This is a genomic window from Hominibacterium faecale (genome assembly GCF_020734085.1).
GTDB classification, from domain to species: Bacteria; Bacillota; Clostridia; order Peptostreptococcales; family Anaerovoracaceae; genus Hominibacterium; species Hominibacterium faecale.
The window spans coordinates 163,689-188,155 of sequence record NZ_JAJAGH010000009.1 but is presented as its reverse complement, the minus strand read 5'-3'; the positions used below and the strand labels follow the sequence as shown (position 1 = coordinate 188,155).

General features: G+C 48.8%; 20 protein-coding genes. 19 read left to right on the top strand and 1 reads right to left on the bottom strand.

Features of this window, described 5'->3' with window-relative positions:
• The 12 genes from LG211_RS13980 (at position 1) to LG211_RS13925 (ending at position 14,563) form a co-directional block, all read left to right on the top strand.
• On the top strand, positions 1-1,812 hold the full coding sequence (locus LG211_RS13980) for an AMP-dependent synthetase/ligase (RefSeq protein WP_269477823.1): 1,812 nt from the start codon (positions 1-3) through the stop codon (positions 1,810-1,812).
• Between the two features lie 2 nt (positions 1,813-1,814).
• Complete coding sequence (locus LG211_RS13975; RefSeq protein WP_148397600.1) at positions 1,815-2,906, top strand: alanine/ornithine racemase family PLP-dependent enzyme; 1,092 nt, start codon at positions 1,815-1,817, stop codon at positions 2,904-2,906.
• A gap of 25 nt (positions 2,907-2,931) precedes the next feature.
• Complete coding sequence (locus tag LG211_RS13970) at positions 2,932-3,648, top strand: hypothetical protein (protein WP_269477822.1); 717 nt, start codon at positions 2,932-2,934, stop codon at positions 3,646-3,648.
• A gap of 111 nt (positions 3,649-3,759) precedes the next feature.
• On the top strand, positions 3,760-5,148 hold the full coding sequence (locus LG211_RS13965; protein WP_148397598.1) for a sigma-54 interaction domain-containing protein: 1,389 nt from the start codon (positions 3,760-3,762) through the stop codon (positions 5,146-5,148).
• A 407-nt stretch (positions 5,149-5,555) separates the two neighbouring features.
• A complete protein-coding gene (ord, locus tag LG211_RS13960; RefSeq protein ID WP_269477821.1) occupies positions 5,556-6,614 on the top strand; it encodes a 2,4-diaminopentanoate dehydrogenase in 1,059 nt (352 codons plus the stop codon).
• A gap of 90 nt (positions 6,615-6,704) precedes the next feature.
• A complete protein-coding gene (ortA, locus tag LG211_RS13955) occupies positions 6,705-7,004 on the top strand; it encodes a 2-amino-4-oxopentanoate thiolase subunit OrtA (protein WP_227755425.1) in 300 nt (99 codons plus the stop codon).
• Positions 7,004-8,422 carry a 2-amino-4-oxopentanoate thiolase subunit OrtB gene (gene ortB / locus LG211_RS13950; protein WP_227755424.1) on the top strand — a complete coding sequence of 473 codons (1,419 nt, stop codon included), beginning with the start codon at positions 7,004-7,006 and terminating at the stop codon, positions 8,420-8,422. Before ortA ends, ortB begins: the two co-directional genes overlap by 1 nt.
• A 67-nt stretch (positions 8,423-8,489) precedes the next feature.
• Positions 8,490-8,855 carry an ornithine aminomutase subunit alpha gene (locus LG211_RS13945; protein ID WP_227755423.1) on the top strand — a complete coding sequence of 122 codons (366 nt, stop codon included), beginning with the start codon at positions 8,490-8,492 and terminating at the stop codon, positions 8,853-8,855.
• Positions 8,856-8,857: 2 nt separating this feature from the next.
• Entirely contained in the window at positions 8,858-11,074 is a 2,217-nt protein-coding gene (gene oraE / locus LG211_RS13940; protein ID WP_148397593.1) for a D-ornithine 4,5-aminomutase subunit OraE, read from the top strand.
• A 44-nt stretch (positions 11,075-11,118) separates the two neighbouring features.
• Positions 11,119-12,705 carry a GlmL-related ornithine degradation protein gene (locus LG211_RS13935; RefSeq protein WP_269477820.1) on the top strand — a complete coding sequence of 529 codons (1,587 nt, stop codon included), beginning with the start codon at positions 11,119-11,121 and terminating at the stop codon, positions 12,703-12,705.
• A gap of 17 nt (positions 12,706-12,722) precedes the next feature.
• Positions 12,723-13,808 carry an ornithine racemase Orr gene (gene orr / locus LG211_RS13930; RefSeq protein ID WP_269477819.1) on the top strand — a complete coding sequence of 362 codons (1,086 nt, stop codon included), beginning with the start codon at positions 12,723-12,725 and terminating at the stop codon, positions 13,806-13,808.
• A gap of 86 nt (positions 13,809-13,894) precedes the next feature.
• Positions 13,895-14,563, top strand: coding sequence for a peptidoglycan recognition protein family protein (locus tag LG211_RS13925; RefSeq protein ID WP_269477818.1), 669 nt, complete (start codon positions 13,895-13,897; stop codon positions 14,561-14,563).
• A gap of 142 nt (positions 14,564-14,705) precedes the next feature.
• On the opposite strand, the gene LG211_RS13920 is transcribed toward LG211_RS13925, so the two are convergent.
• Positions 14,706-14,966 (bottom strand): GIY-YIG nuclease family protein, encoded by a 261-nt coding sequence (locus LG211_RS13920; protein ID WP_227755419.1) that lies wholly within the window; start codon positions 14,964-14,966, stop codon positions 14,706-14,708.
• Positions 14,967-15,078: 112 nt separating this feature from the next.
• On the opposite strand from LG211_RS13920, the gene LG211_RS13915 reads away from it, so the two are divergent.
• From LG211_RS13915 to LG211_RS13885, 7 genes are all read left to right on the top strand, one after another.
• Complete coding sequence (locus LG211_RS13915; protein WP_148397589.1) at positions 15,079-16,308, top strand: molybdenum cofactor synthesis domain-containing protein; 1,230 nt, start codon at positions 15,079-15,081, stop codon at positions 16,306-16,308.
• A 12-nt stretch (positions 16,309-16,320) separates the two neighbouring features.
• Positions 16,321-18,225, top strand: a complete 1,905-nt coding sequence (locus LG211_RS13910; protein WP_253020960.1) for a molybdopterin biosynthesis protein — start codon at positions 16,321-16,323, stop codon at positions 18,223-18,225.
• A 273-nt stretch (positions 18,226-18,498) separates the two neighbouring features.
• The gene (locus LG211_RS13905; protein ID WP_253020961.1) at positions 18,499-18,648 is read left to right on the top strand and encodes a hypothetical protein; all 150 of its coding nucleotides are present in this window, start codon (positions 18,499-18,501) and stop codon (positions 18,646-18,648) included.
• A gap of 261 nt (positions 18,649-18,909) precedes the next feature.
• A complete protein-coding gene (locus LG211_RS13900) occupies positions 18,910-19,434 on the top strand; it encodes a hypothetical protein (protein ID WP_269477817.1) in 525 nt (174 codons plus the stop codon).
• A 428-nt stretch (positions 19,435-19,862) separates the two neighbouring features.
• Complete coding sequence (locus LG211_RS13895) at positions 19,863-20,894, top strand: AAA family ATPase (protein ID WP_336246070.1); 1,032 nt, start codon at positions 19,863-19,865, stop codon at positions 20,892-20,894.
• Positions 20,894-22,048 carry a DUF58 domain-containing protein gene (locus LG211_RS13890; RefSeq protein WP_253020963.1) on the top strand — a complete coding sequence of 385 codons (1,155 nt, stop codon included), beginning with the start codon at positions 20,894-20,896 and terminating at the stop codon, positions 22,046-22,048. Before LG211_RS13895 ends, LG211_RS13890 begins: the two co-directional genes overlap by 1 nt.
• On the top strand, positions 22,049-24,442 hold the full coding sequence (locus tag LG211_RS13885; protein ID WP_269477816.1) for a transglutaminase-like domain-containing protein: 2,394 nt from the start codon (positions 22,049-22,051) through the stop codon (positions 24,440-24,442).
• Positions 24,443-24,467: the final 25 nt, after the last annotated feature.

Genomic DNA, 24,467 nt, shown 5'->3' with positions numbered 1-24,467 from the left:
ATGCTCAGTAAAGAAGAATACCGCGCTTTAAAAGGTGCCGACCTGCAAGCGGCTGAGGAAATCGTAGCTCAGATTAAAGCCAGCACCAGCCCAGCAGTAAAATACAAAGAAAGCCGCCCAATCATGGATATCAAGCACATGATTGAAACCAGCGCCCAGCTGTATGGTGATCATACTGCTTTTTATCAAAAGATGGAAAAGGGCGGTCCGTATAAGACTGTTTCCTATACGGAAATGCTGGATATGGTTAATGGCTTGGGGACGGCGCTGATTGATACCGGCCTGAAGGGAAAACGAATTGGCGTAATCGGCGACAATTGCTGTCAATGGGCGATTTCTTATCTGGCTGCTTTGTGCGGTACCGGTATTGTCGTGCCCTTGGACAAAGAGCTCAATCCCCTGGAGCTGAAACAACTGATCATTCAGGCAGAGGTAAGCTGCGTTATTTTTTCAGGGCGCTTTCAGAAAACTTTTGAAGATATGAAAAACAGCGGCGGCACGGTACTCAAGAGTCTGATCAACATGGATGCTGATCAGGATCAAGGCCAGGTGCAGGCGTGGAGACCTTTAGTCAAGGAAGGGATCAGGCTGATCGCAGAAGGCGACCGGCGATTCTTGGATGCCCAGATCAACAAGGATGAATTAAGTGTTATTCTCTTTACATCGGGAACTACCGGCGTATCCAAAGGCGTTATGCTTTCCCACTGGAACCTGGCGTCCAACCTGATGGTTTCTCCGACGGTTTTAAAGGTAAACGATTGGGATATCTTTTTTTCCGTTTTACCGATCCATCACACCTACGAATGCACCTGCGGATTTTTGATGCCCATTTACAAGGGCGCGGCCATCGCTTACTGTGAAGGACTGAAATATATTACCAAAAATCTTGCTGAAGTAAAACCGACCATGTTCTTGGGTGTGCCGCTGATTTTCGAAAGTATGTACAAAAAAATTTGGAAAAATGTCCGCAAGCAGGGTAAGGAAAAGATGTTGAAAAAGGTTTTGAAGCTCAACCGTAAAACCAAAAAAATTGGTTTGGATCTGGGGAATCTTTTCCTGAAAGAGATCCGTGCTGTATTCGGCGGAAGAATGCGGATCATGATCTGCGGCGGTGCTGCCATTAACCCCGAAATCCTGGAGGGGATCCAGGACTTCGGCATTCAGGCGCTGCAGGGTTACGGCCTTACGGAATGCGCGCCTCTGGGCGCCCTCAACCCCGATACTGCGCCCAAAGCCACATCCATTGGCGTTCCTTTCCCCGGATGCTCCATGCGGATCGATTCGCCCAATGAAGAGGGAATCGGTGAGCTGTGCATCAAAGGACCCAACATCATGCTCGGTTATTACAATATGCCGGAGGCAACGGCTTCAGTGATCAGAGACGGCTGGTTCCATACCGGAGATCTGGGCTATATCGATGAGGACGGCTATGCTTACATCACAGGCCGTAAAAAGAATGTGATTATTACCAAAAACGGCAAAAACGTTTATCCGGAAGAGCTGGAATACTATTTGAGCAATGTTCCCTTCATTGAAGAATCCTTTGTTTTTGGGCAGGACAGTGATGACGGGGAAGACACGACGATTGTTGCTTCCGTCAAATTGGATGAAGAGGAACTGAAGGAAAAGGTGGGAAAGGAATACTCGCTGGAGGAGGCTCAGAAACTGCTCTGGCAGGAAGTTGACAAGATTAATGAGATGACGCCATTTTTCAAGAAAATTAAGAAGATCATCATTCGTAAAGAGGATTTTGCGAAAAATACGGCCAAAAAGATTGTCCGCTATGCAGATTCGAACAGAGAGGAAAGGTGAAAATGAACAAAAACAAATACCCGAAATTAGTTGTAGACTTGAAGAAACTGAGACATAATATTGACCATGTTCTCATTAAATGCCAAGACCAGGGAATTGAAGTGGCAGGCGTCATCAAAGGCTGTACAGGCCTTCCTGAATGCGCTAACCAGTTTGCACTGGCCGGCTGCCGCTACATTGCTACCTCGAGGCTGGAGCAGATTGAAGAAGCAAGAAATTTCGGAGTCCAGTCGGATTTTATGATGATACGGATCCCCATGCTCAGCGAGGCGGCCGATGTGGTTCGTCTGGCAGAGGTCAGCCTGAACAGTGAAATGAAGGTGTTGGAAGCGCTGAACCATCAGGCCGGGTTGCAGGACCGGCGTCATAAGGTTATCCTGATGGTAGACCTGGGCGATTTGCGGGAAGGCTACTGGGATAAAGAAGAGCTGCTGCAGGCGGCGCTTCGGGTCGAAAACGAGCTCTACAATCTGGAGCTGGCCGGAATTGGAACCAATTTGGGCTGTTATGGAGCGATTGCGGCCACGCCGGAAAAACTCAACGAGCTGGTCGAGTGCGTAGAAATGATTGAAGAGAAGATCGGAAGGGAACTGGAATTTGTTTCCGGAGGATCGACTACTTCTTATCCAAGGGTTCTGGAAGGGAATATGCCGCGCAGAATCAATCAGCTGCGCATCGGCGAAGCCATTATTCTGGCAAAGGATCTGCAGGACCTCTGGGGCTTTGACATGAGCGATATGCACCAGGATGTGTTCACCTTGCAGGCGGAAGTTATCGAAGTGAAAGAAAAGCCCAGCTATCCGGTGGGGCAGATCGAGTTCGATGCCTTTGGGAACCATCCAGCCTTTGAAGACCAGGGTGTACATAAACGGGCGATCATTGGCCTGGGCAAAGTGGATTTTGCGTTTGCCGATATGCTGCTGCCACGCGATGAAGAAATTAAAATATTGGGAGCATCCAGCGATCATACCATTCTCGACGTGCAGAACTGCAAACACGACTATAAAGTGGGAGACGTGGTCGAATTTGATCTCTGTTATGCCACCATTGTCTATGCAACCAATTCACAGAATGTGGACGTAGTGTATATATAGACCCATTGACTGAGGAGGTGTGCGCATGTGTGTGTATTACGATTTGCGGGGACTAAGACTGATTGTAATTGGATCGATTGTGACAATGGTGTTATCAGTCGTCGATTCGCTCATTTCTGCGGTCGACGAATCCGCTGCCTTTTTGGTTCTGCCTCTGGAACTGGTCGGATGGGTGATAACCATTGTGGGTGTTTTTAAGTGCAGCCGCATCAATGAGCGGTTTCGCAAGGCGAAAACGTTTACTTTGATTACGATCCTGCTTTCTGCAGCAGCGTTGGCAGCACTTTTCCTTTTCTTGGTGAATGCTTACTGGCCCGATGAAAATGAGAGCCTGGGAGATGCTTCCTTTGTTGTCGGCTTGATCAGCCTGGCAGCAATGGTTCTCTTCTTTTTGGCGATATTGATCATTAGCTTCATATGCGTTTATCAATTGCTTTATGGCTGCCGTGACATCGCCCTTATGGAGGGGGAGCAGTATCTGGCGCAGAAGTGCCGCAGCATCTGGACCATGTATATTTGGGCCTCTATAGGCGGTCTGCTGTTTTTCGTGATTGCTTTAGGCAGTATTGCAGCTTTGGAGACAGTAGCAATGGTTTTCTTTATAATAGGGATGATCTGCGGTATCGTGGTGCTGGTGGCTGAGATTCGCTTGCTTATGTGTTTCTGGCGGTTCTGGAAAACCTATCATGGAAAACCGGTAGGGGGAAAAAACATTCCCCTGCCCGAACAACCTGTCATATAGTAAAGTGCTAAGGGTGCAAATTAATTTGCACCCTGGTTTTTTTTGTGCTATACTATTCTAACTATCGGGATACGGAGAATATCGAATTAAAAGGGACCAGGAGGTGGAGACATGAAAGCAAAGGACTACCGGAAAATCCTTCATGATCTGACCGCGATCGTAGATGAAGGCGTCCATGTGGTGGACGCAAAAGGCAAGAGCATCATATATAATGAGGCTATGGCAAGTTTGGAAAAGACCAATCGGGAAGACGTTTTGGGCAAGCCGTTCCAAGAAGCGTTCTCCCATATTCCGCCCGAAGAAAGCTCCCTTTATCGGGCTTTGAATGAAAATAAGGCAACTATCAATCAGCATCAAACCTATCGCAATAAATACGGAAAAGAAATCACGGCCGTCAACTCAACCATTCCGGTGGAAGTCGACGGGCAGGTGATCGCAGCGATTGAAATCGGCAAAGATATTACTGAAATTAAAAGCATGAGCGACACCATTCTCAAGCTTCAAAAGGAAAGTATCAACCCCAAAGAACCCCAAAGGCCTAAAATCAAGCGCTACAGTTTTAAAAATTTGATCGGCGAGAACAGAGCGTTTAAAGAAGTAGTAGAACGTGCACAAAAAGCAGCCAAAACCGATGCGTCAGTTTTTATTTATGGAGAAACCGGAACCGGGAAAGAACTGTTTGCCCAGAGCATCCATTTTGCCAGTGAAAGAAGTGATAAACCGTTCCTGGCACAGAACTGCGCTGCGCTCCCGGAAAGCCTTTTGGAAGGGATTCTATTCGGTACGGAACGAGGCGGCTTTACAGGTGCTGTGGACAGGGCCGGACTATTTGAACAAGCAAGCGGCGGCACTCTGCTGCTGGATGAAATCAGTGCCATGCCTTATGAGCTGCAGAGCAAACTGCTGCGGGTGCTGCAAGAAGATTACATCCGGCGGGTAGGCGGCAAGAAAGACATTCCTATCGATGTGCGCATCATCGCCACGGTCAACGAATCTCCGGAATCCTTGATTAGAAGCGGGGCTTTGCGAAAGGATTTATACTACCGACTCAATGTAGTCAACCTTACCATTCCTCCTCTGCGGGAGCGTCTGGACGATCTGCCGATTTTAGTGGACAGCTTTTTAGAAAAACATAATAAACGGTATAGAAAAGAAGTATGGATGGTGTCCGACGGAGCATTGGAAAAGCTGCGAAACTATAGTTATCCCGGCAATATTCGGGAACTGGAAAACATGATTATGTCGGCAGTATCGCTGGCAGATCAGGAGCATGTGCTGACTGAAAAACAAGTTCAAATTCAAGAAGCATATCGCGAAGTTTCTGCTGATACCGACTTTGATGGAGAGCAAGAAAGCTTGGATCAATATCTTGGCAGGATAGAAAGCGCCGTCATTCGAACCAGCCTTGCAAACTGCGAAGGCAACATCTCCAAGGCAGCCAAGCAGTTGGGAATAAAAAGACAGACCTTGCAGCATAAATTAAAAAAATATCAATTATAGAGAGTCTGTAGACACAAATTGGACCGGACGGGAATCAGCGTGATTTCTATCCGGTCTTTTTTATTTCCACGAAATTCATAAAATGTCAAAAGGAATCGCATACTAAGATAAGGAATAAGTAAGAAGGAACTGCTATTCATGCGCCATTCGATCAAAACAGGCATTAAAAAATGAACGAAGTGCAAAAAAATGGGCTATAAAGTGCAAAAAAAACGGGCGCATGACAAGCTATAGATAAAATATTCAAAATTATATAAAAACATTCAAAGCTGAATTTTCAGTGCTTACAATGTCCTCATCAAATTATGCGGATTTGGCATGGAGATTGCTTTATATATTAGCAGAATCAAGATAAAAGTAAAAGCGTAATAGCGAAGCGATATTAAGATGAAAAGGAGAATATGGAAATGAAAAATGTAAAAGTAATTATTTGGGGTCTTGGCGCTATGGGCGGCGGTATGGCGGATCTGCTTCTCAAGAAAAAGGGCGTTGATATCGTCGGCGTTGCCGGAAGAGGCGCCAAGATCGGCAAGTCCATGTATGATTACATTCAGACAGAACGTGGTGACCGGCCAGATGTGTTAATCGGTGCTCCGGAAGATGTGATCAAAGAAGGAGCGGCGGATGTGGTTCTCTGCTGCACGGACTCTTTTGTTAAAACCGCTTTTGACCGGCTGAGATTTGTCCTCGAAAGAAAGATCAACGTGGTATCTTCTGCGGAAGAGATGGCATATCCAAAAGCCCAATCCCCGCAGGAAGCAGCGGAGCTGGATCGCATCGCCAAGGAAAACGGCGTTTCCATCGTGGGTACCGGCATCAATCCGGGATTGATCATGGACCTGCTGGTTGTGACTATGACCGGCTGCTGTGAAGAAGTGGAACATATTGTTTCCAGGAGAGTCAACAGCCTTTCACCTTTTGGTCCGGCTGTCATGGAAGAGCAGGGAATCGGCATTACCAGGGAAGAATTCGTGGATGGAGTCAAGACCGGTAAATTATCAGGCCACGTTGGTTTCCACGAATCCATACACATGATCGCAGACGCCATCGGCTGGGATGTGGAAAAGGTTACCCAGTCCATGGATCCAATTATGACCGATGTAGACCGGAAATCTCCTTACGGCTTCGCCAAGGCCGGCAACGTCGCCGGATGCGCCATGAAAGGTCAGGGTTACGTAGACGGCGAGCTGAAGATCGAAATGGATCATCCACAGCAGATCGAGCCGGAGCAGGTGGGCGTTCAGACCGGAGACTATGTGATCATCAAGGGCACGCCCAACATCAACATGGTCAATTCGCCGGAGGTACCGGGAGGAATCGGAACCATCGCCATGTGCGTCAATATGATTCCCCATATCATCAATGCAAGACCGGGCCTTCATACCATGATCGACCTGCCGGTTCCAAGGGTCATCATGGGGGATATGAGAGACATGATCTATGAAGAAGCAAAAATTGTAAAATAGTTGATTCATACGTATACAAAAATGACAGGACACGCTCAGCTTGCAGCAGAGGGTGTCCTGCCATCTAACCGTATTTTTTAGGAGGAGACAATGGTTAAAAAAGGTGAATGGGTGCGAATCCATAAGGTGATTTTAAAAGCGGAGCAGAGGACAGGAAAGCTTCCTGAGGATACAAAGAAGGTTCCCCTGGAGATGTGGACAAAAGGCTATCTGCTGGCAGATGCACAGATCGGAGATGAGGTTGAGATCGAATCCGTCAACGGCAGGCATGAGACCGGCACGCTGATTGAAGTGAACCCGTATTATGAACATGATTTCGGAACCTGCGTGCCTGAACTGCTCAAAATTGATAAACAAGTGAGAGAAATCATATTTGGAGGTGAACAATAATGGCAAACTTACCTCAGGATTATGACAGCGTAATGAGCAGAAAACAGGAAGTGATGAAAGATGCCATCGGCATTGACTATTCCCAGTTTGAATCAGGGTCCATGGCCTTTGACTACGAAAAAATGATGCGTGAGACCGGTTATACCCTGGAAGAAATGCAGAAAATCCAGTACAGCGTAAATGTGGGCAACACACCGATCCTGGAACTGAGAAATCTGACCGCATTGGCAAGGGCCTGCGCGCCGGAAGGAAAAGGCGCCCGCATCTTCGTCAAGGATGAAGCCGCCAACCCATCGGGAAGCTTTAAAGCCAGAAGAGCGGCCAACGCCGTCTTTCACGCGAAAAAGCTGGGCTACAAGGGCGTGATCGCAGCCACATCGGGAAATTACGGAGCAGCAGTCGCCTCCCAGGCCGCCATTGCGGGATTGAAATGCATCATTGTTCAGGAATGCTATGACTCCAAGGGCGTTGGACAGCCGGAGATCATCGAAAAGGCGAGAAAATGCGAAGCTTTGGGAGCCGAAGTGGTTCAGCTGACCGTAGGACCGGAGCTCTTTTATAAGTTCATCCTTTTGCTGGAAGAAACCGGATACTTTAACGCATCCTTATATACGCCCTTTGGAATCGCAGGCGTGGAGACACTGGGTTATGAGATTTCCATGCAATTTCGAGAAAAGTACGGGAAAGATCCGGACGTGGTGGTCTGCACCAACGCCGGCGGCGGCAACCTGACCGGAACGGCCAGAGGGCTGATGAAAGCCGGGGCCAAGGATACCAAAGTGATTGGAGCATCCATCGATCTTTCCGGCCTGCATATGGCATCGGATAAAGCCTTTAATCTCAAGTCCTGTACCACCGGCCACACTGGATTCGGCGTACCTTACGCTGTGGATCCGGACCATTCCGACGTACCAAGATCCGCGGCCAGACCGCTGCGCTACATGGATCGGTACGTGACCATCACACAAGGCGACGTCTTCTATATTACCGAATGTCTGGCTACCTTAGAGGGATTGGAAAAAGGGCCGGCAGGAAACACTTCTCTGGCGGCGGCCTTTGCCCTGGCGCAGGAAATGGACCAGGATCAGATGATCGTTGTCCAGGAGACAGAATATACGGGAGCTGGAAAGCATGTCCAGCCACAGCTATCCTTTGCAAGAGAAAACGGGATAGAAGTCCGTTTTGGCGACCCCAAGGATGAGGTGCCGGGAAAGAGCGTCATCATTCCGGAGCATCCGACCCTGATCAAAGCCACTGACATGGATTTGGACCGCCAGAAAAAATCTTTGATTAAAGCCAACTTGAAAAAATATACCATGGATCCCACTGAAGAAGATTACCAATACCTTGCGGAAGAAACGAAAAAAGATGTGGACTGGGTGAAAAAAGCGGTAGAAGAGATAAAAGCTTCCCTTTAAACAAGATGATGGAAACCAGCATACCGGCCGGGCTGATGAAAGGCCGGGGACAGAAAGGATGATAAGGATGAGAAGAGAAGATGATTTCGCGGAACGCAGAAAGCATATCGCAGGTCTCAGCGACCAGGAGTTATACGACCGGTTCTGGCAGTTAACGGCTCAGGTGGTTGACCCCCTCCTGGAGCTGGGCAAAAAAAACACCACCCCTTCAGTAGAGCGGGCCGTTCTCCTGAGAATGGGCATTTCCTCCCTGGATACGCAGAAAATCGTAGAAGGCTGTATGGACAGAGGCCTCATGGGACATGGCGCCGGCCACGTGGTTTATAAAATGGCCAAAAAGAAAGATATTTCCATAAGAGAAGCCGGCGAGATGCTGGCCAGGGGTGAAGGCTGGGATGAAGCAGTGTCCCTGTTTACGAAGGGAGGCAAATAAAAATGACGGATTTCAAATTGGAAGCCAATGAAAAGCTGGATGTGCGTAACATCCTTAAAGACCTGGATAAATATGAACCCAGAAGAAGAGGCTGGACCTGGAGAAAGCACGTTGACAATTTAAAAATGGGTCCCTTTGAGTACCATGATTGCTCGGAGCCTTTGGAAAACGGGGTAGGCCTACCGCCGGCAAAATATTTTGGAAACATCGATCCCCAGCCGGATGCGGTGATCACAACGGAAATCGCTTCCGGAAGATTTGAGGATGATATCCGCAGAATGCGGATGGCCGCGTGGCACGGAGCCGATCATATTATGGTTATCCGCCATATGGGGCAGTCCCATATAGACGGCTTGATGGAAGGCACGCCCCAGGGCATCGGCGGCGTTCCGATCACCAGAAAACAGGTGCGGGCTCAGAGAAAAGCCCTCGATATCATCGAAGATGAGGTGGGCCGGCCCATCAACTATCATTCCTATGTTTCCGGCGTGGCGGGCCCGGATGTGGCGGTCATGTTCGCGGAAGAAGGCATCAACGGAGCCCATCAGGACCCACAATACAATGTGCTGTATCGGGATATCAACTGCGTGCGTTCCTTCGTCGATGCTTGTGAATCAAAAAAAATCCTGGCATGGGCTGATATCCTGCAGATTGACGGGGCTCACAACGCCAACGCTACAGCGAGAGAAGCATGGAAGGTGATGCCGGAACTGATCGTCCAGCATGCCATCAACGCCCTTTTCTCAGAGAAGGTTGGCATAAAGCCTGAGAATATCAGTTTATCGACCGTCCCGCCGACGGCAACGCCTGCGCCAAGCGTATACATGGATTTGCCCTATGCAGTGGCCCTGCGGGATATTTGCGACAGATACAAAATGCGGGCCCAGCAGAATACCAAATATATCTGCTCCTCCGCAAGGGAAGCTACGGTAACTCATGTGCTGAACATGCTGATTTCCAAGCTGACAAGGGCAGATATTCAGTCCACCATCACCCCGGACGAAGGCAGAAATGTACCATGGCATATTTACAACATCGAAGCCTGCGACAATGCCAAACAGACCCTGGTGGGCCTGGACGGTTTGATGGAAATGGTCGAGCTGAAAGAGGACGGCTATCTGAGAGAAAAGGCAAGAGAAATTAAAGAACGGGCATGCCTCTTTATGGAAGAGATTGTCCAAGCCGGCGGATATTTCCAGGCAGTGCAGGAAGGCTTTTTCGTGGATTCTGCCGAGTACCCGGCGAGAAACGGCGATGGTATCGCAAGGCAGATTGAAGGCGGTGTAGGCTATGGATATATCTTTGAACGGGAAGATGATTATATGGCGCCGGTAACGGCCCATTTTGGGTACAATAATGTTGAGCAGTACGGCGGCGATCCCGCCGATCCGGCGGCCCTCATCGGAGGATGTACCTTCGAGGACCGGGAGAAGATCGTCTATATCGACGAGCTGGATGAGGAAGACTGTGTGGATGTGAGATTGGAAAAGGTAAAGAAATACCTGGACGGCGAAGCCATCAAACCAGAAATGGAGTGGTGCGCCGATGGCACGATTATGCTTACCATGTGCCTTCCAACCCACATGCGGGCGGCAGAAGCGGCAGCCCTGGAAATCGGCAAAAAGCTGGGGCTGGAGGATCCGGAGGTTATCAGCAAGGAAGTCCTTCAGGATGCGGAAGGTACTAGAATTGAAATGAAGGGTAAAGTCACCTTTGACGTGGATCCCAATCATCTAGAAATTCCGCCGGAGCCTCATCACTTGAGCGACGAGGTGCTGTACAAAGAGTTCAGCGACCATCCGATGAAGGTTGTCTGCGGTACAGTAGGCGAGGACGAACATTCGGTCGGTCTGCGGGAGATCATCAACATCAAACACGGCGGCATCGAAAAGTGGGGCATCAAGGTGGAATACCTGGGAACTTCGGTTCCAGTGGAAAAGCTGGTGGATGCGGCAGTGGAACTCAATGCGGATGCGATTTTGGCCTCGACCATCATCTCCCACGATAACGTCCATTATAAAAATATGAAACGAATCAACGAGCTGGCTATTGAAAAGGGAATCCGGGATAAGGTAATCATCGCCGCAGGCGGCACACAGGTCGTCCCTGAGGAAGCGAGAAATACCGGTATTGACGAAGGTTTCGGAAGAGATTCACACGGCATCGATGTGGCAACTTTCCTTGCAGAAGAAGCCATGAGGCGGAGAGGCGAGCTTTAGGCCGCTTCATGCGGCCTCCCGGGAAGAAAGGAAGAACATGGAGTATGAAGGTTGATGTGCTGGTAGCCGAAATCGGCTCTACGACAACAGTAGTAAACGCATTTAAGGATATTGACTCAGAGGAGCCGGTTTTCTGGGCCCAGGGGCAGGCTCCCACATCGGTGCTGGACGGCGATGTTCGGATTGGACTTGAGGGCGCCATCGCCGATCTTTGCAGAAAAAAGAAGATCGATTCATTAGAATACGATGAAATGCTGGCGACTTCTTCGGCAGCGGGCGGCTTGAAAATGACGGTGCACGGATTGGTATACGACATGACCGCAAGAGCCGCCAAAGAAGCTGCCTTGGGCGCAGGAGGCATCATCCATTATGTGACTGCGGGAAAATTGCGGCGGACAGATCTTGCTAAGATTAAAGCCATCGATCCCAATTTGATCCTCATCGCCGGGGGTGTTGACTATGGGGAACGGGATACGGCCATTGAGAATGCAGAAATGATTCGCAGCCTGGGACTGAAAACGCCGGTGATTTATGCAGGAAACTGTGAAAATCAAGAAGAGATGAAGCTGATTTTTGATAAGGATAGCGGCCAAAAGCTGTACAATGTGGAAAATGTTTATCCCAAGATCGACGACCTGAATGTGGAGCCGTGCAGAAAGGTGATTCAGGATGCCTTTGAGGAACACATCACCCGTGCTCCCGGTATGGAGCATGTACGGGACATGATAAACGGGCCGATCGTCCCTACCCCCGGGGCAGTGATGGAATGCACGAAACTTCTCTATGAATATCTGGGCGATCTGGTGGTTTTAGATGTGGGTGGAGCGACCACCGACCTTCATTCGGTTGCCGCTGAGTCCGATCAGGTGGCCCGCATTATGACTTCGCCTGAGCCTAAGGCAAAGCGGACCGTGGAAGGGGATCTGGGCGTCTATATCAACCGCATGAAGGTAATCGAATCCATGGGTGAAGAAAAATTCCGGGAAACATGCGTGAAAGCAGGGATTGATCCGGAGCAAACTCTGGAAAGCTACCGGGCGATTCCTAAGAATGAGGATGAGAGCAAGCTGGTGGAAATTCTGGCAGAAGAGGCAGTGATGAAAGCAGTAGAGCGGCATGCGGGGCAGATTCGATATATCTACGGCCCTTCCGGCAGGACTAGTGTGGCCGAAGGCAAGGACTTAACCCAAGTCAAGTATATTGTCGGTACTGGAGGCGCCCTAACCAGGCTGCCTCACAAAGAAGCGATTATGAAGAAAATCGCCTTTCATGATGAGACTGGAATGCGTTTATTTCCAACACAGCACGCAGAAGTCCTGGTGGACCGGGACTATATTATGGCTTCCTTGGGAGTCCTTTCAAAAAAACATAAAGAAGGAGCAAAAAGGCTGCTTGAAAGAAGTTTGGGGATTTCGTTTCCGAAAGCCAAAGCTGGTTTTGGGGGAATGGATACTTCCTTGGCAAAAACCAGGTCCGGTGCGGCTGTTTTAGAGGAATTGGAAAGAGATCAGGCAGCGCAGGATTCCAAGCGGGAAGCATTGATCAAACACATCAAAGAATGTGAAGCAAAAGGGTATGATATGGCCGCTTACCGGGAAGGCCTGGGACTGCCGTCAAAAGAGAAAGACTAAGATAGGGGAGAGTAACCATGTATCCGAGATTAACCATCGATTTGAAGAAACTAAAAAATAATTTGGAAGGTGTGGCCAGAATTACAAAAGAGCAAGGGCGTTGCAGTCTGATGATCGTAACAAAAGGCGTTTGCGCGGACCGGGAGGTGGTAAAACTGATATGCCGGCATCCGGCCGTGGACTTTGTTGCAGATTCCCGAATTCAGAACCTTGAAACGTATGCTGAACGTGCAAGAAAAGCAGGCAAACAAACCGTGCTTTTACGGCTGCCCATGGCGTGCGAAATCGACAAAGTGATCAGATTTGCGGATATCAGCTTCAACTCTGAGCTTGAAACACTGAAGCTTCTCAATGAAGAGGCTGCCAGCCAGAGGGTCAAGCATAAAGTCGTACTGATGATCGATCTGGGCGATCTTAGGGAAGGCATTTTCTTCAAAGCTGAAGAGGCCATTTACAATACAGTTTCTCAAGTTCTTTCCATGGACCATCTGCAGCTTTATGGAATTGCGGTCAATCTGACCTGCTACGGCGCGATCATACCAAAGCATGATAATTTATCCCGGCTCTGCCAATGGGCGGAGAATATTGAAAAGACGTTTAGCATTGAGCTGCAGATGGTTTCAGGCGGTAATTCCAGTTCTATTTACTTGATTGAAAAGGGGGAGCTTCCCGGAAGGATCAACAATCTGCGCTTAGGGGAGGCCTTTCTCCTAGGAAACGATACGGCATACGGGACTAAGCTTTCCGGCACGACGGATGATGCCCTGCTTTTGGAGGCCCAGATCATTGAGCTGAAAGAAAAACCGTCGATTCCGATCGGGGAGTCGGGGGTCGATGCTTTTGGAAAAAAGCCTGTCTATGAGGACCGCGGCAAGATCAAGCGGGCAATTATTGCCATCGGTCAGCAGGATACCGACATCACCAGCATGAAACCCCTGGATTCTAAGGTCGATATTCTGGGAGCCAGCTCTGACCATATGATCCTGGATGTTACCAAATCAGATGAATCTTACAGTATTGGCGATGTGGTCAAATTTAAAGTGGGGTACGGCGCCATGCTGAAAGGTGCAACCAGTAATTATGTGGAAAAGGTTTATAAATAAGGGGTAATGGGCGGCAATTCTTAAAAAAGCGTTAACATTCAGGCCCTTCTCTTGTCAAAAAACGTCGAGGGCTTTAGAATGAATGTATGCCAAGAACAACAGTAGCGAGAAGGAAAACTGCGAAGAAACCCATCAGACAAAAGACAAGAACAAAGAGGGGAAAACAGGGGGAGCGGCGAAAGCGCCTGCTGGTTTTGATGTTCGTCATATTGGCTCTCATGAGCGTCGTTGTGCTCAAATCCTGCTTTATGACTATCGACATATCTAAGTTGGATTACCCATCCTTTGTGCAGCAGGATTTTATCGGGAAGGACGGCCACTCCAGAACAGGAAAATCGATGAAACGAGTCAACGACATTGTCATTCATTATGTTGCCAATCCAGGGAGCAGCGCCAAAGCCAACCGGGACTTTTTCGATTCCAGCCAGTCAAGCGTCAGCGCGCATTTTGTCGTGGGCTTGAAGGGGGAAGTGATTCAGTGTGTGCCTTTAAACGAACAGTCGTCCGCTTCCAATGACCGGAATCCGGATACCATTTCCATTGAGGTCTGTCATCCCAAGGCAAACGGAAAGTTCAACAGTAAGACATACGGCGCTTTGATCAAGCTGACCGCATGGCTTTGCGATGAGTTTGGGTTAGATGAAGAGGATGTGATCCGTCATTACGATATTACAGGCAAGGATTGTCCCAAATACTATGTGGAACATCCAGACGCCTGGGAAAAACTGAAAAAAGACGTGAAAAAGGCAATGTGATAAGCATTGCCTTTTTCATAACGTAGGAAATATCGATGCCATCGATATTGACGGAGTTTCAAAGAAAGTACATTGCGAAGCGTCGGTCCTTGCGGCCGACATGTGTGCATAGGGAGCTATGCTCCCGTCATGCACACTTTTTTTATTTTCCAGGGTGGGAGGCGATGAGCAGGTGCTTTTTGTCCCTGCTCAATTTTTTTATCGCCGCTTCGCGGCGCAGAGCGGTTGAACGGTCGGGCAGGTATTCGATATAGACCAGTTTCACCGGACCCCGGCCTCTTGTATATTTGGCGCCGGTTCCGCGGTTATGAGCAGCCAGCCGGCTTTCAATATCATTGGTCCAGCCGGTATAGAGGGAACCGTCCGCGCACTCCAGCATATAAACGCAATCTTGTTTCTTCATAATTAAAAATCCTTTCCATAGTATCTATCATACAAAATTATTTTCCCGTTGACAACGCATAGGTGGAAGCGATATGCTAAAAACTAAGCAAAGAAGTAGAAAGGAAAGTGCAGTGAAACTATTAACAGTAGATACAGTAAGCGAAGCACGCGAAAAACTATTAATCGCGGCACAGCAAAAAAAGAAGCAAATCGAATTTGTGGAACTGGAAGAAGCGATGGATCGGGTTTTGGCATCGGATCTGGTATCTCCTGAACCTATCCCGTCTTTCCGCAGATCTACGGTGGATGGATATGCGGTCAGGGCGGCGGATACCCAGGGAGCCGGGGAGAGCATTCCAGTTTTTTTAGAAATCATCGAGCGGATTGAAATCGGTACGCCGGCCGTGAGGATGGTTCAGCCCGGGCAATGCAGCTACGTGCCGACGGGCGGCATGATCCCGGAGGGCGCTGACGCTGTGGTTATGGTGGAATATTGTGAAGCCTTTGATACCAGGAGCATGGCTGTATACGATGCGGTTTCACCCGGGAGAAATCTGATCCGCATTGGAGAAGATATTCAAGAGGAGTCTCTGTTTTTAAAAAAGGGAACAAGGCTGCGGCCTCAGGAAATCGGGGTCCTTGCTTCGGCGGGCGTTCATACGGTGCCGGTTTACCGGCCTTGGAAGATTGCCATTATTTCCACAGGAGACGAGCTGGTGCCTGCGGATCAAAAGCCCATGCCGGGCCAGGTGCGGGATATTAACACCTACGTGCTTGATGCCATGAGCAGAAAATATGGATTTGAGGTCGTGTCCAAACAGGTGCTGCAGGATCAGCGCAATCTGCTGGAGAAAGCGGTGGACTCAGCCATGAAAACCTGCGATATGGTGGTCGTTTCCGGCGGCAGTTCCCAGGGGGAAAAGGACCATACGGCCGATGTCCTGGATCAGCTGGCAGATCCAGGGGTCTTTACCCACGGCATCGCCCTGAAGCCGGGTAAGCCGACTATCCTGGGATATGATACGCTTTCGGAGACCATTTTAATGGGCCTTCCAGGTCATCCGGCCGCGGCGATGATCGTATTTGAACTGCTGGCGGTTTGGCTGTATCTCCAATTAACCCACCAGCCGGCTCCGGCATATACGACGGCTTCGGTGGAAACCAACGTGGCCAGCGCGCCGGGCAAGGAAACCTGTCTGCTGGTCGAACTTGTGGATGGTGACGACGGATATATTGCCAGGCCCATTTTCGGAAAATCCGGGCTGATGACTACCTTATCCAGGGCATGGGGCTATACCTTGATCGGCATGAACAAAGAGGGACTGAAAGCGGGAGAAACCATACAAGTAGTACTGTTTTAGAAAGGATAAAATATGGCAAAGAGAAACCTTTATTTAGATACAAAGCCGGTGGATGAGGCGGCGGCTCTTTATTTGGCTGCGCTGCAGAGGACCGTGGATATTCAATATGAAACTATTCCCGTGTCGGAAGCCCTTAATCGGGTTACCAGGCATGCGACTTATGCCAAATACTGTTCACCCCTTTTTAACGCATCGGCAATGGACGGCATCGCTGTTATTTCACAAAAGACAAAGGATGCTGCTGAGACTGAACCTGTTGTATTAAAGGAAAAAGAAGATTATGTGGTGGTTGACACGGGCGATCCCATTCATCCGCCATATGATGCGGTGATTATGGCCGAAGATTTAGTGGAGACAGAAGAAGGGGTATTGATCATCGCATCTGCTGCTCCCTGGCAGCATATCCGACCAATTGGGGAAGATATTGTGGCAGGGGAAATGATTTTGCCCAGCAGCCATAAGATACGTCCCATTGATGTGGGTGTGCTGTTGTCTGCCGGAATTACGGAAATCGAAGTGGTTAAGAAGCCGGAGGTGGCCATCTTCCCTACAGGTACGGAAATCATCGAGCCGGAACAAACGCCGGAGGACGGCAATATTATCGAATCCAATTCTCGTATGTTTGAAAATATGGTTACGGAAGCCGGAGGCGCTGCTCATCGTTTTCCGCCGATTATGGATGATTACAAGCAGATTCGCGATCATATTGCAGAAGCGGTCGGGGAATACGACATGGTGATCGTTAACGCCGGTTCCAGCGCAGGCACGGAGGACTTTACCGTTCATGTCCTGCGGGAGCTGGGAGAGGTGCTGGTCCACGGAGTGGCCATCAAACCGGGAAAACCGGTCATCCTGGCCATAGTCAAGGGAAAGCCGGTCATCGGACTTCCGGGATACCCGGTTTCCGCATATATCGGATTTGAAAATTTTGTTGAACCGGTTTTATCCATGATGGGACAGACTCCGGCAAAGCGGCGTGAAAGCGTGACAGCGTATATCTCCAAACGACTGGTCTCCAGCCTCAAGCACAAGGAATATGTCCGCGTCAAAGTGGGAAAAGTGGGAGATAAGATGGTTGCAGCGCCATTGGCCAGGGGAGCGGGAGCGGCTATGTCGCTGGTGAGGGCCGATGGTTTCTGCGTGATCGAGCAGAACAGCGAGGGCGTGGAAGCTGGCGATCCGGTCAAGGTAGAGTTGTATCGGGAAAAGGCTGAAGTGGAAAATACAGTGGTGATCATCGGCAGCCACGATCTGATTTTGGATGTTGTGGCCGACATGATGCCTGATCGGCATAAAGGGATGTTTGTTTCCAGCACCCATGTGGGCAGCATGGGCGGGTTGATGGCGCTGAAGAGAAAAGAGGCCCATTTGGCGCCGATACACCTGTTGGATGAAACATCCGGTCAGTACAACATTTCTTATATAAAAACGGTGTTCGGAGATGAGAAGATGGCTCTAATCAAGGGAGTTGGCAGGACACAGGGTATTCTTGTAAAAAAGGGAAATCCCCTGGACATCGGCGGCATCGAAGACTTAGCCGGCTGTCGATATGTCAACAGGCAGAGGGGCGCAGGTACGAGGGTATTGTTCGATTATAAGCTAAAGCAGCTGGGAATGGAGCCCGAGCAGATCAATGGATATGACCGGGAAGCTGCTACCCATATGGCTGTAGCGGCGGCGGTAGGAAGCGACGGGGCAGATGCAGGTATGGGCATTCTTTCGTCAGCAAAAGCGATGGATTTGGATTTCATACCGATTGGCCCCGAAGAATATGATTTTGCAATTCCTCAAAGCTATTTGGATTTGCCCCATATCCAGGCGTTCCTGGAGATTCTGCGAAGCGAAGATTTTCATCGCCGCCTTGATGAACTAGGCGGGTATTCCTATGAACATGCAGGGGATGTGGTGCTTATTTAGGCGGACGATTTGTAAAAAGATAGGGGAAAATAAGGCTCGAATTGGTGTAATGCTTCCCTTTGACATGCTTGTTAAAATAGTAGCAATGCACAAATTAATTATCCAAATTGTAAGAAAATGAACAAATTTGTTATTTGCCTGCAATCAGATTGCTGAGTTGAAAAAGTTGTTTGTTTTTGGTTGAAATTTTAATTGACTACGAATATAATGACCATGTCAGAAGAGATAATTTTATTATCATCATAATGATGAGGAAGAAAGGAGTGTTGAACCATGACATCAACAAGAGTCAGCAGATTTAAAAACGACAATCCGGGAAATCCTTCGAATGTTATTTCTCACATGCTTCATGAGACAGAAAAGCAGATTGAAAAGATGACCGGACAAAGAGTGAAACTGATTGCAAAAGACGTGGAAGAATAATAATTGCAATGTCTTATGATTTAGGCGTGTTTACACATAGTTTTTAAAGACAAGAGCGTGGTTGAAAGACCAAAAGATGAGCGAAAACCTGGCAGGCTGGCAAAGCTTGGCCAGGTTTTTGTTGTAAAAGAGAGGCAAATGATTCTTTACGGAAGGGATTTTTATCTCGAAAAAGATTGACAAAATTTTACAAATTGGATATAATTAAGTCACATTCTGAAAGAGAAGATTTTCGGAAAATTTTCAGGAAAGGAGAATGAAATGGATAGAGATATTCAAGAACTGAAGGACTTAATGCTTCGCACCTTGGACAGTGTACAAAGTCTGCATGTCAAAGTGGATCGGATCGAAGAACGGGTAACTGCCTTGGAAGTTCGCATGTCGGCTCTGGAAGAGCGAATGACTGCCTTGGAAGAACGTGTGAGCACCTTGGAAGAGCGAATGACTGCCTTGGAAGAACGTGTGAGCACCTTGGAAGAGCGAATGACTGCCTTGGAAGAACGAATGACCGCCTTGGAAGAGCGAATGACTGCCTTGGAAGAACGAATGACTGCCTTGGAAGAACGTGTGACTGCCTTGGAAGAACGTGTGAGCACCTTGGAAGAGCGTGTAACCGCTCTGGAAGAACACGTCGCGGCTTTAGACTCCGAGCTTTCCGCACTGAGAGACTCACAAGAAAAGCATTTTGAAACTTTGATTGTAGAATTCAGCGCATCCATGGATGGAATGAACTGGCTCAGAGAAAACAAAGTTGATAAATCCGCACTCAGACAAGCAGCCATATAAGTGTATGGATTTGGCTGGCAGCATGTAATCGCTTTACGCAGTTACATAGAGAGTAGGATTTAACGGATATCAAAAAATATCCTTGCTGCCTTCCGGGTGGGACCGGTAAGAGCCGGGCAGCAACCCTTTCCGATGGGAACGTACAATTTAAAAGCACCCTCTTTTAAGCAAACAGATGTGCCGGAGAAGTTTTTCAAAAGAAGAACCATTCCACCAGCGCAAGTGGTTTGCTTTTTTCATGGAATTAAAAGAGAAAATGTCGGTAAGTGACAGTGTGGGTTCATGCAGGCTGGGCTGACATGATTCGACAAAGGTAGTCATGCAGCATGAAAATGTGATATACTATATCGGAAAATAATCAAAAAAATTAACGGTTGATCAGAGAGGTCATCAACTGTCTTGAACAGGCAATTATTGAGGAGGATATCATGGACAAACAGATAAAGGAATCGCAGCCAAACGACCAGACACTTGCTGCGGCTGCATCCAGACAAGAAACCGTCACAGCTGAAATGCAGAAGGTCTGTCTGGCGATTATCAGGGAACTGAAGAAAGTAATTGTGGGAAAGGATGAAACCATCAAAAAGGTGCTGATGGTCATTTTGGCCGGCGGACATATTTTGCTGGAGGATGTGCCTGGAGTTGGTAAAACTACATTGGCCCTGGGCTTTTCCAGAGTCATGAATCTGGATTACAGACGTATGCAATTTACCCCAGATACGATGGCCAGCGATATCACCGGGTTCAGCGTATACAATAAAGAAACCGGAGCTTTGGATTACAAACCGGGGGCGGCCTTGTGCAACCTGTTTTTAGCAGATGAGATCAATCGGACTTCAGCCAAAACCCAGGCGGCGCTGCTGGAAGTTATGGAGGAGGGAGGTGTGACCGTCGATGGGGTGACGCACAAAGCGCCGGACCCATTCGTATGTATTGCCACCCAAAACCCCCTGGGAAGCGCGGGAACACAGAAACTCCCTGACTCTCAGTTGGACCGTTTTATGGCCCGGCTATCCATGGGATATCCGGATCTGAAAAGCCAAGTGGAAATCGTTAAGCAACGCCAGAGCTCCGATCCGATAAAGACCGTTCGCCCCCTCGTGAGCGTGGCTCATATCAAAGCCATGAAACGAGCTGTGCAGATGATCCATATGGACGAGGAGATCATTCAATACGCGGCGGCCCTCTGTGAGAAAACCAGGACTGCGGCGGCTGTAGAACAAGGTGTAAGTCCGAGAGCAGTATTAGCTCTGGTGCAGATGGCAAAAGCCGATGCTCTCATGGACGGGCGAACCTACACCATACCCCAGGATATCAAGGATGTGTTCGTCGATGTTTGTGGCCATAGGCTGATTTTGACAGCCAGAGCGAAGATTCGCAAAGAAACAGAAGAAAAAATTCTGCAGGATATTCTGCAAGAAATAAAACCGCCGGCGATTCTGGAAAGAAAGGCAAAATAATGCTGCGAAACAGAGTGTTTTATGGGCTGCTGCTTTTGGCAATGGCTGTGATTTACATCTTTACAAATACATATTACACACTGACCCTTTTTGGCCTCTGTGTGCTTTTGCCCCTTGTTTCACTGGCTCTCATGCTGCTATCCCACAGGGGACTGTCCATAAGTCTGCAAGCGCCCGCTGCAGCAGACAAGGAAGAGGCTGTTTTCACCTATCAATTTGAAAACGCCAGCCGGCTGCCGGTTGCCAGGCTTGGTTTTCAGGTGCAGTTGGAAAATCAGATGAGCGGATCGCAGAAGACCAGAAAGGTCAGCACCACCGTAGGCGGAAAAAAACAAGCAAGCGCAAGATTAGCTATCAAAGACAGCAAAGTAGGAACTGTAATCATTTCGACAAAAGAAATATGCATATACGACGCATTCGGCCTCTTTACTTTAAAAAAAACCGATCTACCCGATCAGGCGACGATGATTTATCCCCATATGCGGGAAGCTGCCGTTCATATGGAAAAAGCCATCGAAACGACCGGTGACGGCAGACGCTACTCAACGGACAAACCGGGTCAGGACGTGAGCGAAGTTTTTGCCCTGCGGGAATATGCCCCTGGAGATGAAGTGAGAAAAATCCACTGGAAATTGTCTTCTAAAATCGACAAGATGATGGTGCGGGATTTCAGCCTTCCTTTCAACTATTCGGTGTTTCTTCTAATGGAGCTGACTCGCGGAAAGGAAGATGCGGTGGATGCAGTAGTGGAATTATACCTGTCATTGTCAAGGGCGCTTCTGGAAGGCGGCATCAACCACAACTTGGCGTGGTATGATGCCGGCGACCGGGCTTTTCATGTGCGCGAGCTGGATGATTTTGAAGATCTGGATTTGGCAGCGGCGCAGGTTCTGGCGTCCTTTGCCGGGGAGGAAAAGGGAATCGCTTTGGACTATTATGCGGCCAGCGCCTATTCAGGGCAAAAAAACACATTGGTTTACATTACATCGGATCCGGATGTGGAGAAGGTTGCAGAAATGGAAGTGTCGCAAGCAATGCGGACGGTGTATGTTTATGAAGATGAAGCTTATAAGGAGCAGGCGCAGCAGGTGATCGAGCTGGTTCCGGTGCCGGTAAACCAGATTGGGCAGGGAATCCCGGAGTTGATGGTATAAATGATGATTTTAACGAGAAAGAATGAATCCAGGACCGCAATGGATCTGGTACAAATAACCGATGAAAACAGCAGGCATCCGGCCAGGAGAGTTCTCTTTGAGCTACTGCTTGCGATCGCCCTTTCGGTGGGATGCTGGTACACCTTTTTTTCCATGTTTCCCAATCCGGTGGATCCGATCATTAGCGTCCTGCTTATTGCAGGATTGCCGGTGGGGCTGTATTTTCTATGCTGGAACCCATTTCTGGGGCGGTTTTTGACCCTGTGTGTATTTGTGCTAGCAGCGGTATTTTGTGCGGCAGCATACAAGCATGTTTGGAACGGATTGCTGGTATTGACCAACAACGTCATCGAGATATTGAACGATCAAATCAAAGCAGGGTTGGTTTCCTTTGAGGCGGCCGGTGATTCAGTTGATTGGAGCACAGACGTATTTTTGACCATGATTCCAGTTATCCTGCTGACATCCATGGCCATTGTTCACAGCATCTACCATAAAGAACCTCTTTTGGGATTTATCTTTACCGCTTTTCCGGTTTTGCTGGGATTGTGCATGAAAATCCGACCGTCCATTTGGCTGTTGATTTTATTGCTTTTAAGCTGGACAGGGCTCCTGGTTCTTTCAGCTGTTGCCAGGCCGGTGAGCCGGAAAAAAAATCGGCCCATTTATATCCAAAATTCTCAAAATTCAATGCTCCCATATCTTTTCCTCGGTATTACTCTGGTTCTTCTGCTGGGGTATGTACTGCTGTTTTCAGGTGACGATTATCGGCCGCCGCAGACGGTTAACGAAGCCAGAGACGCAGTTGTGGCAGCCCAGGAGCATCTTCGCTACAGCAAACTGGGAGGCGATGAAATCGACCAGCTGAGTGAGGGCGACCTGACTCAGTCCCATCCTCTTGCCTATACGGGAAATTCGGTCCTTACTTTGACAATGGAAAACCCGCAGGCTATGTATCTAAGAGGCTTCACAGGCGGTGAATTCAAGGAGGATCAATGGGAGGAAGCTCCAGAAGGGGCCTATGGCGGCCAATATACCGGCCTAATAGAGAGCTTGATGGAAGAGGATTTTTATCCCTGGGTGCAGCAGGGGCGTCTTTATTCCATGCTGCAAAGCGCAGCTGCCCCTTCAAATGTCTATGTGAATAACCGCAACGGAAGCAGCAGGTATCTGTATCTTCCATACGAGGCGGCGCTCAGCGGCGATGCCCTCCCAGAAAAGGTCAATTACAAAAAGGATTACGGCGCCTTTACCAAAGGGCTGACCGGCCAGAGGCAATACATCTTCCAGACCTACCCGGCCATAATGAATGATTACAGTGAAAAGGGCGCGGCCCAATGGATCGGTCAATTGAAAGCAAGCTCAGGATGGGAGGACTATTCTAAGGCAGAAGCCGTGTATCGGGCTTATGTCTATGACACTTATCTTTCTGTTTCCAACAAGGATGCGGCTGCGCTGGGAGCCAGCGGAATCGAACGATGCGAGGGGAAGTCCATCGCTTATACACTGGACTATATCCGCAAAAATTTCGAGGAAGAGTTTACCTATAACCCGCAGCAGCAAAAAGCAATGAAAGGAAAAGGACAGCTGGATACTTTTATGAACGACAGCTACAGCGGAAATGACATGCACTTTGCCACAGCCGCTGCGCTCATGTTCCGCAAGGCAGGCATTCCGGCCAGGTATGCAGAAGGTTACTATCTTTCACCGGAATACATAAGCGATTACCTGGGAATGGATCATGCGGATGTGGATGTGCCCGACTTCCTGGCCCACAGCTGGGTTGAAATCTATGTGGATGAAATCGGCTGGTTCCCGGTGGAGGTGGTCCCGGGCTATTATGGCACCGGACAAACACAGAAGCCGCAGCCGGAAGAACCGGAGAAGCTGAAAGAAGGCGATGACGAGACGTATGAGAATGTGATTCCTGAAGACAGCCGGGAGCCGGAAGCAAAACAAGAGACGGAAAAACAGACGGTCAGCTGGCCATGGTTTGTTGTGGCTGCAATCGTACTGCTGATTCTAATCTATGAGGCTGTGGGAAGGCAGCGAATTCATAAACGACTGGCATCCTTTGCTGCGATTCATACCGATGAACAGGTTTACAAGATGTACGCGTATGCAGGGCGGGTGATGGCCTTTGACGGACACCCGCTGCCGGATAACCCGTACGATCAGCTGGAAGAGCTTTCGACTGCTTATGATGCTGTGACCGATATCACGCTTGCTGAGTTTTTGAGGCTGGTGAACCGGGTACGTTTTAGTGAAGGCCATCTGCTGGAAGAAGAATATGAAACTATGAATCGCTATGTCCGAAATCTGGCAAAACATGTTTATGGAGCTTCCAAGGCAGGAAAGAAATTCCTTATGAAATGGGTGCGCTTTTATATATGAGGTTTGGAAGATGGAAGAATCCTGA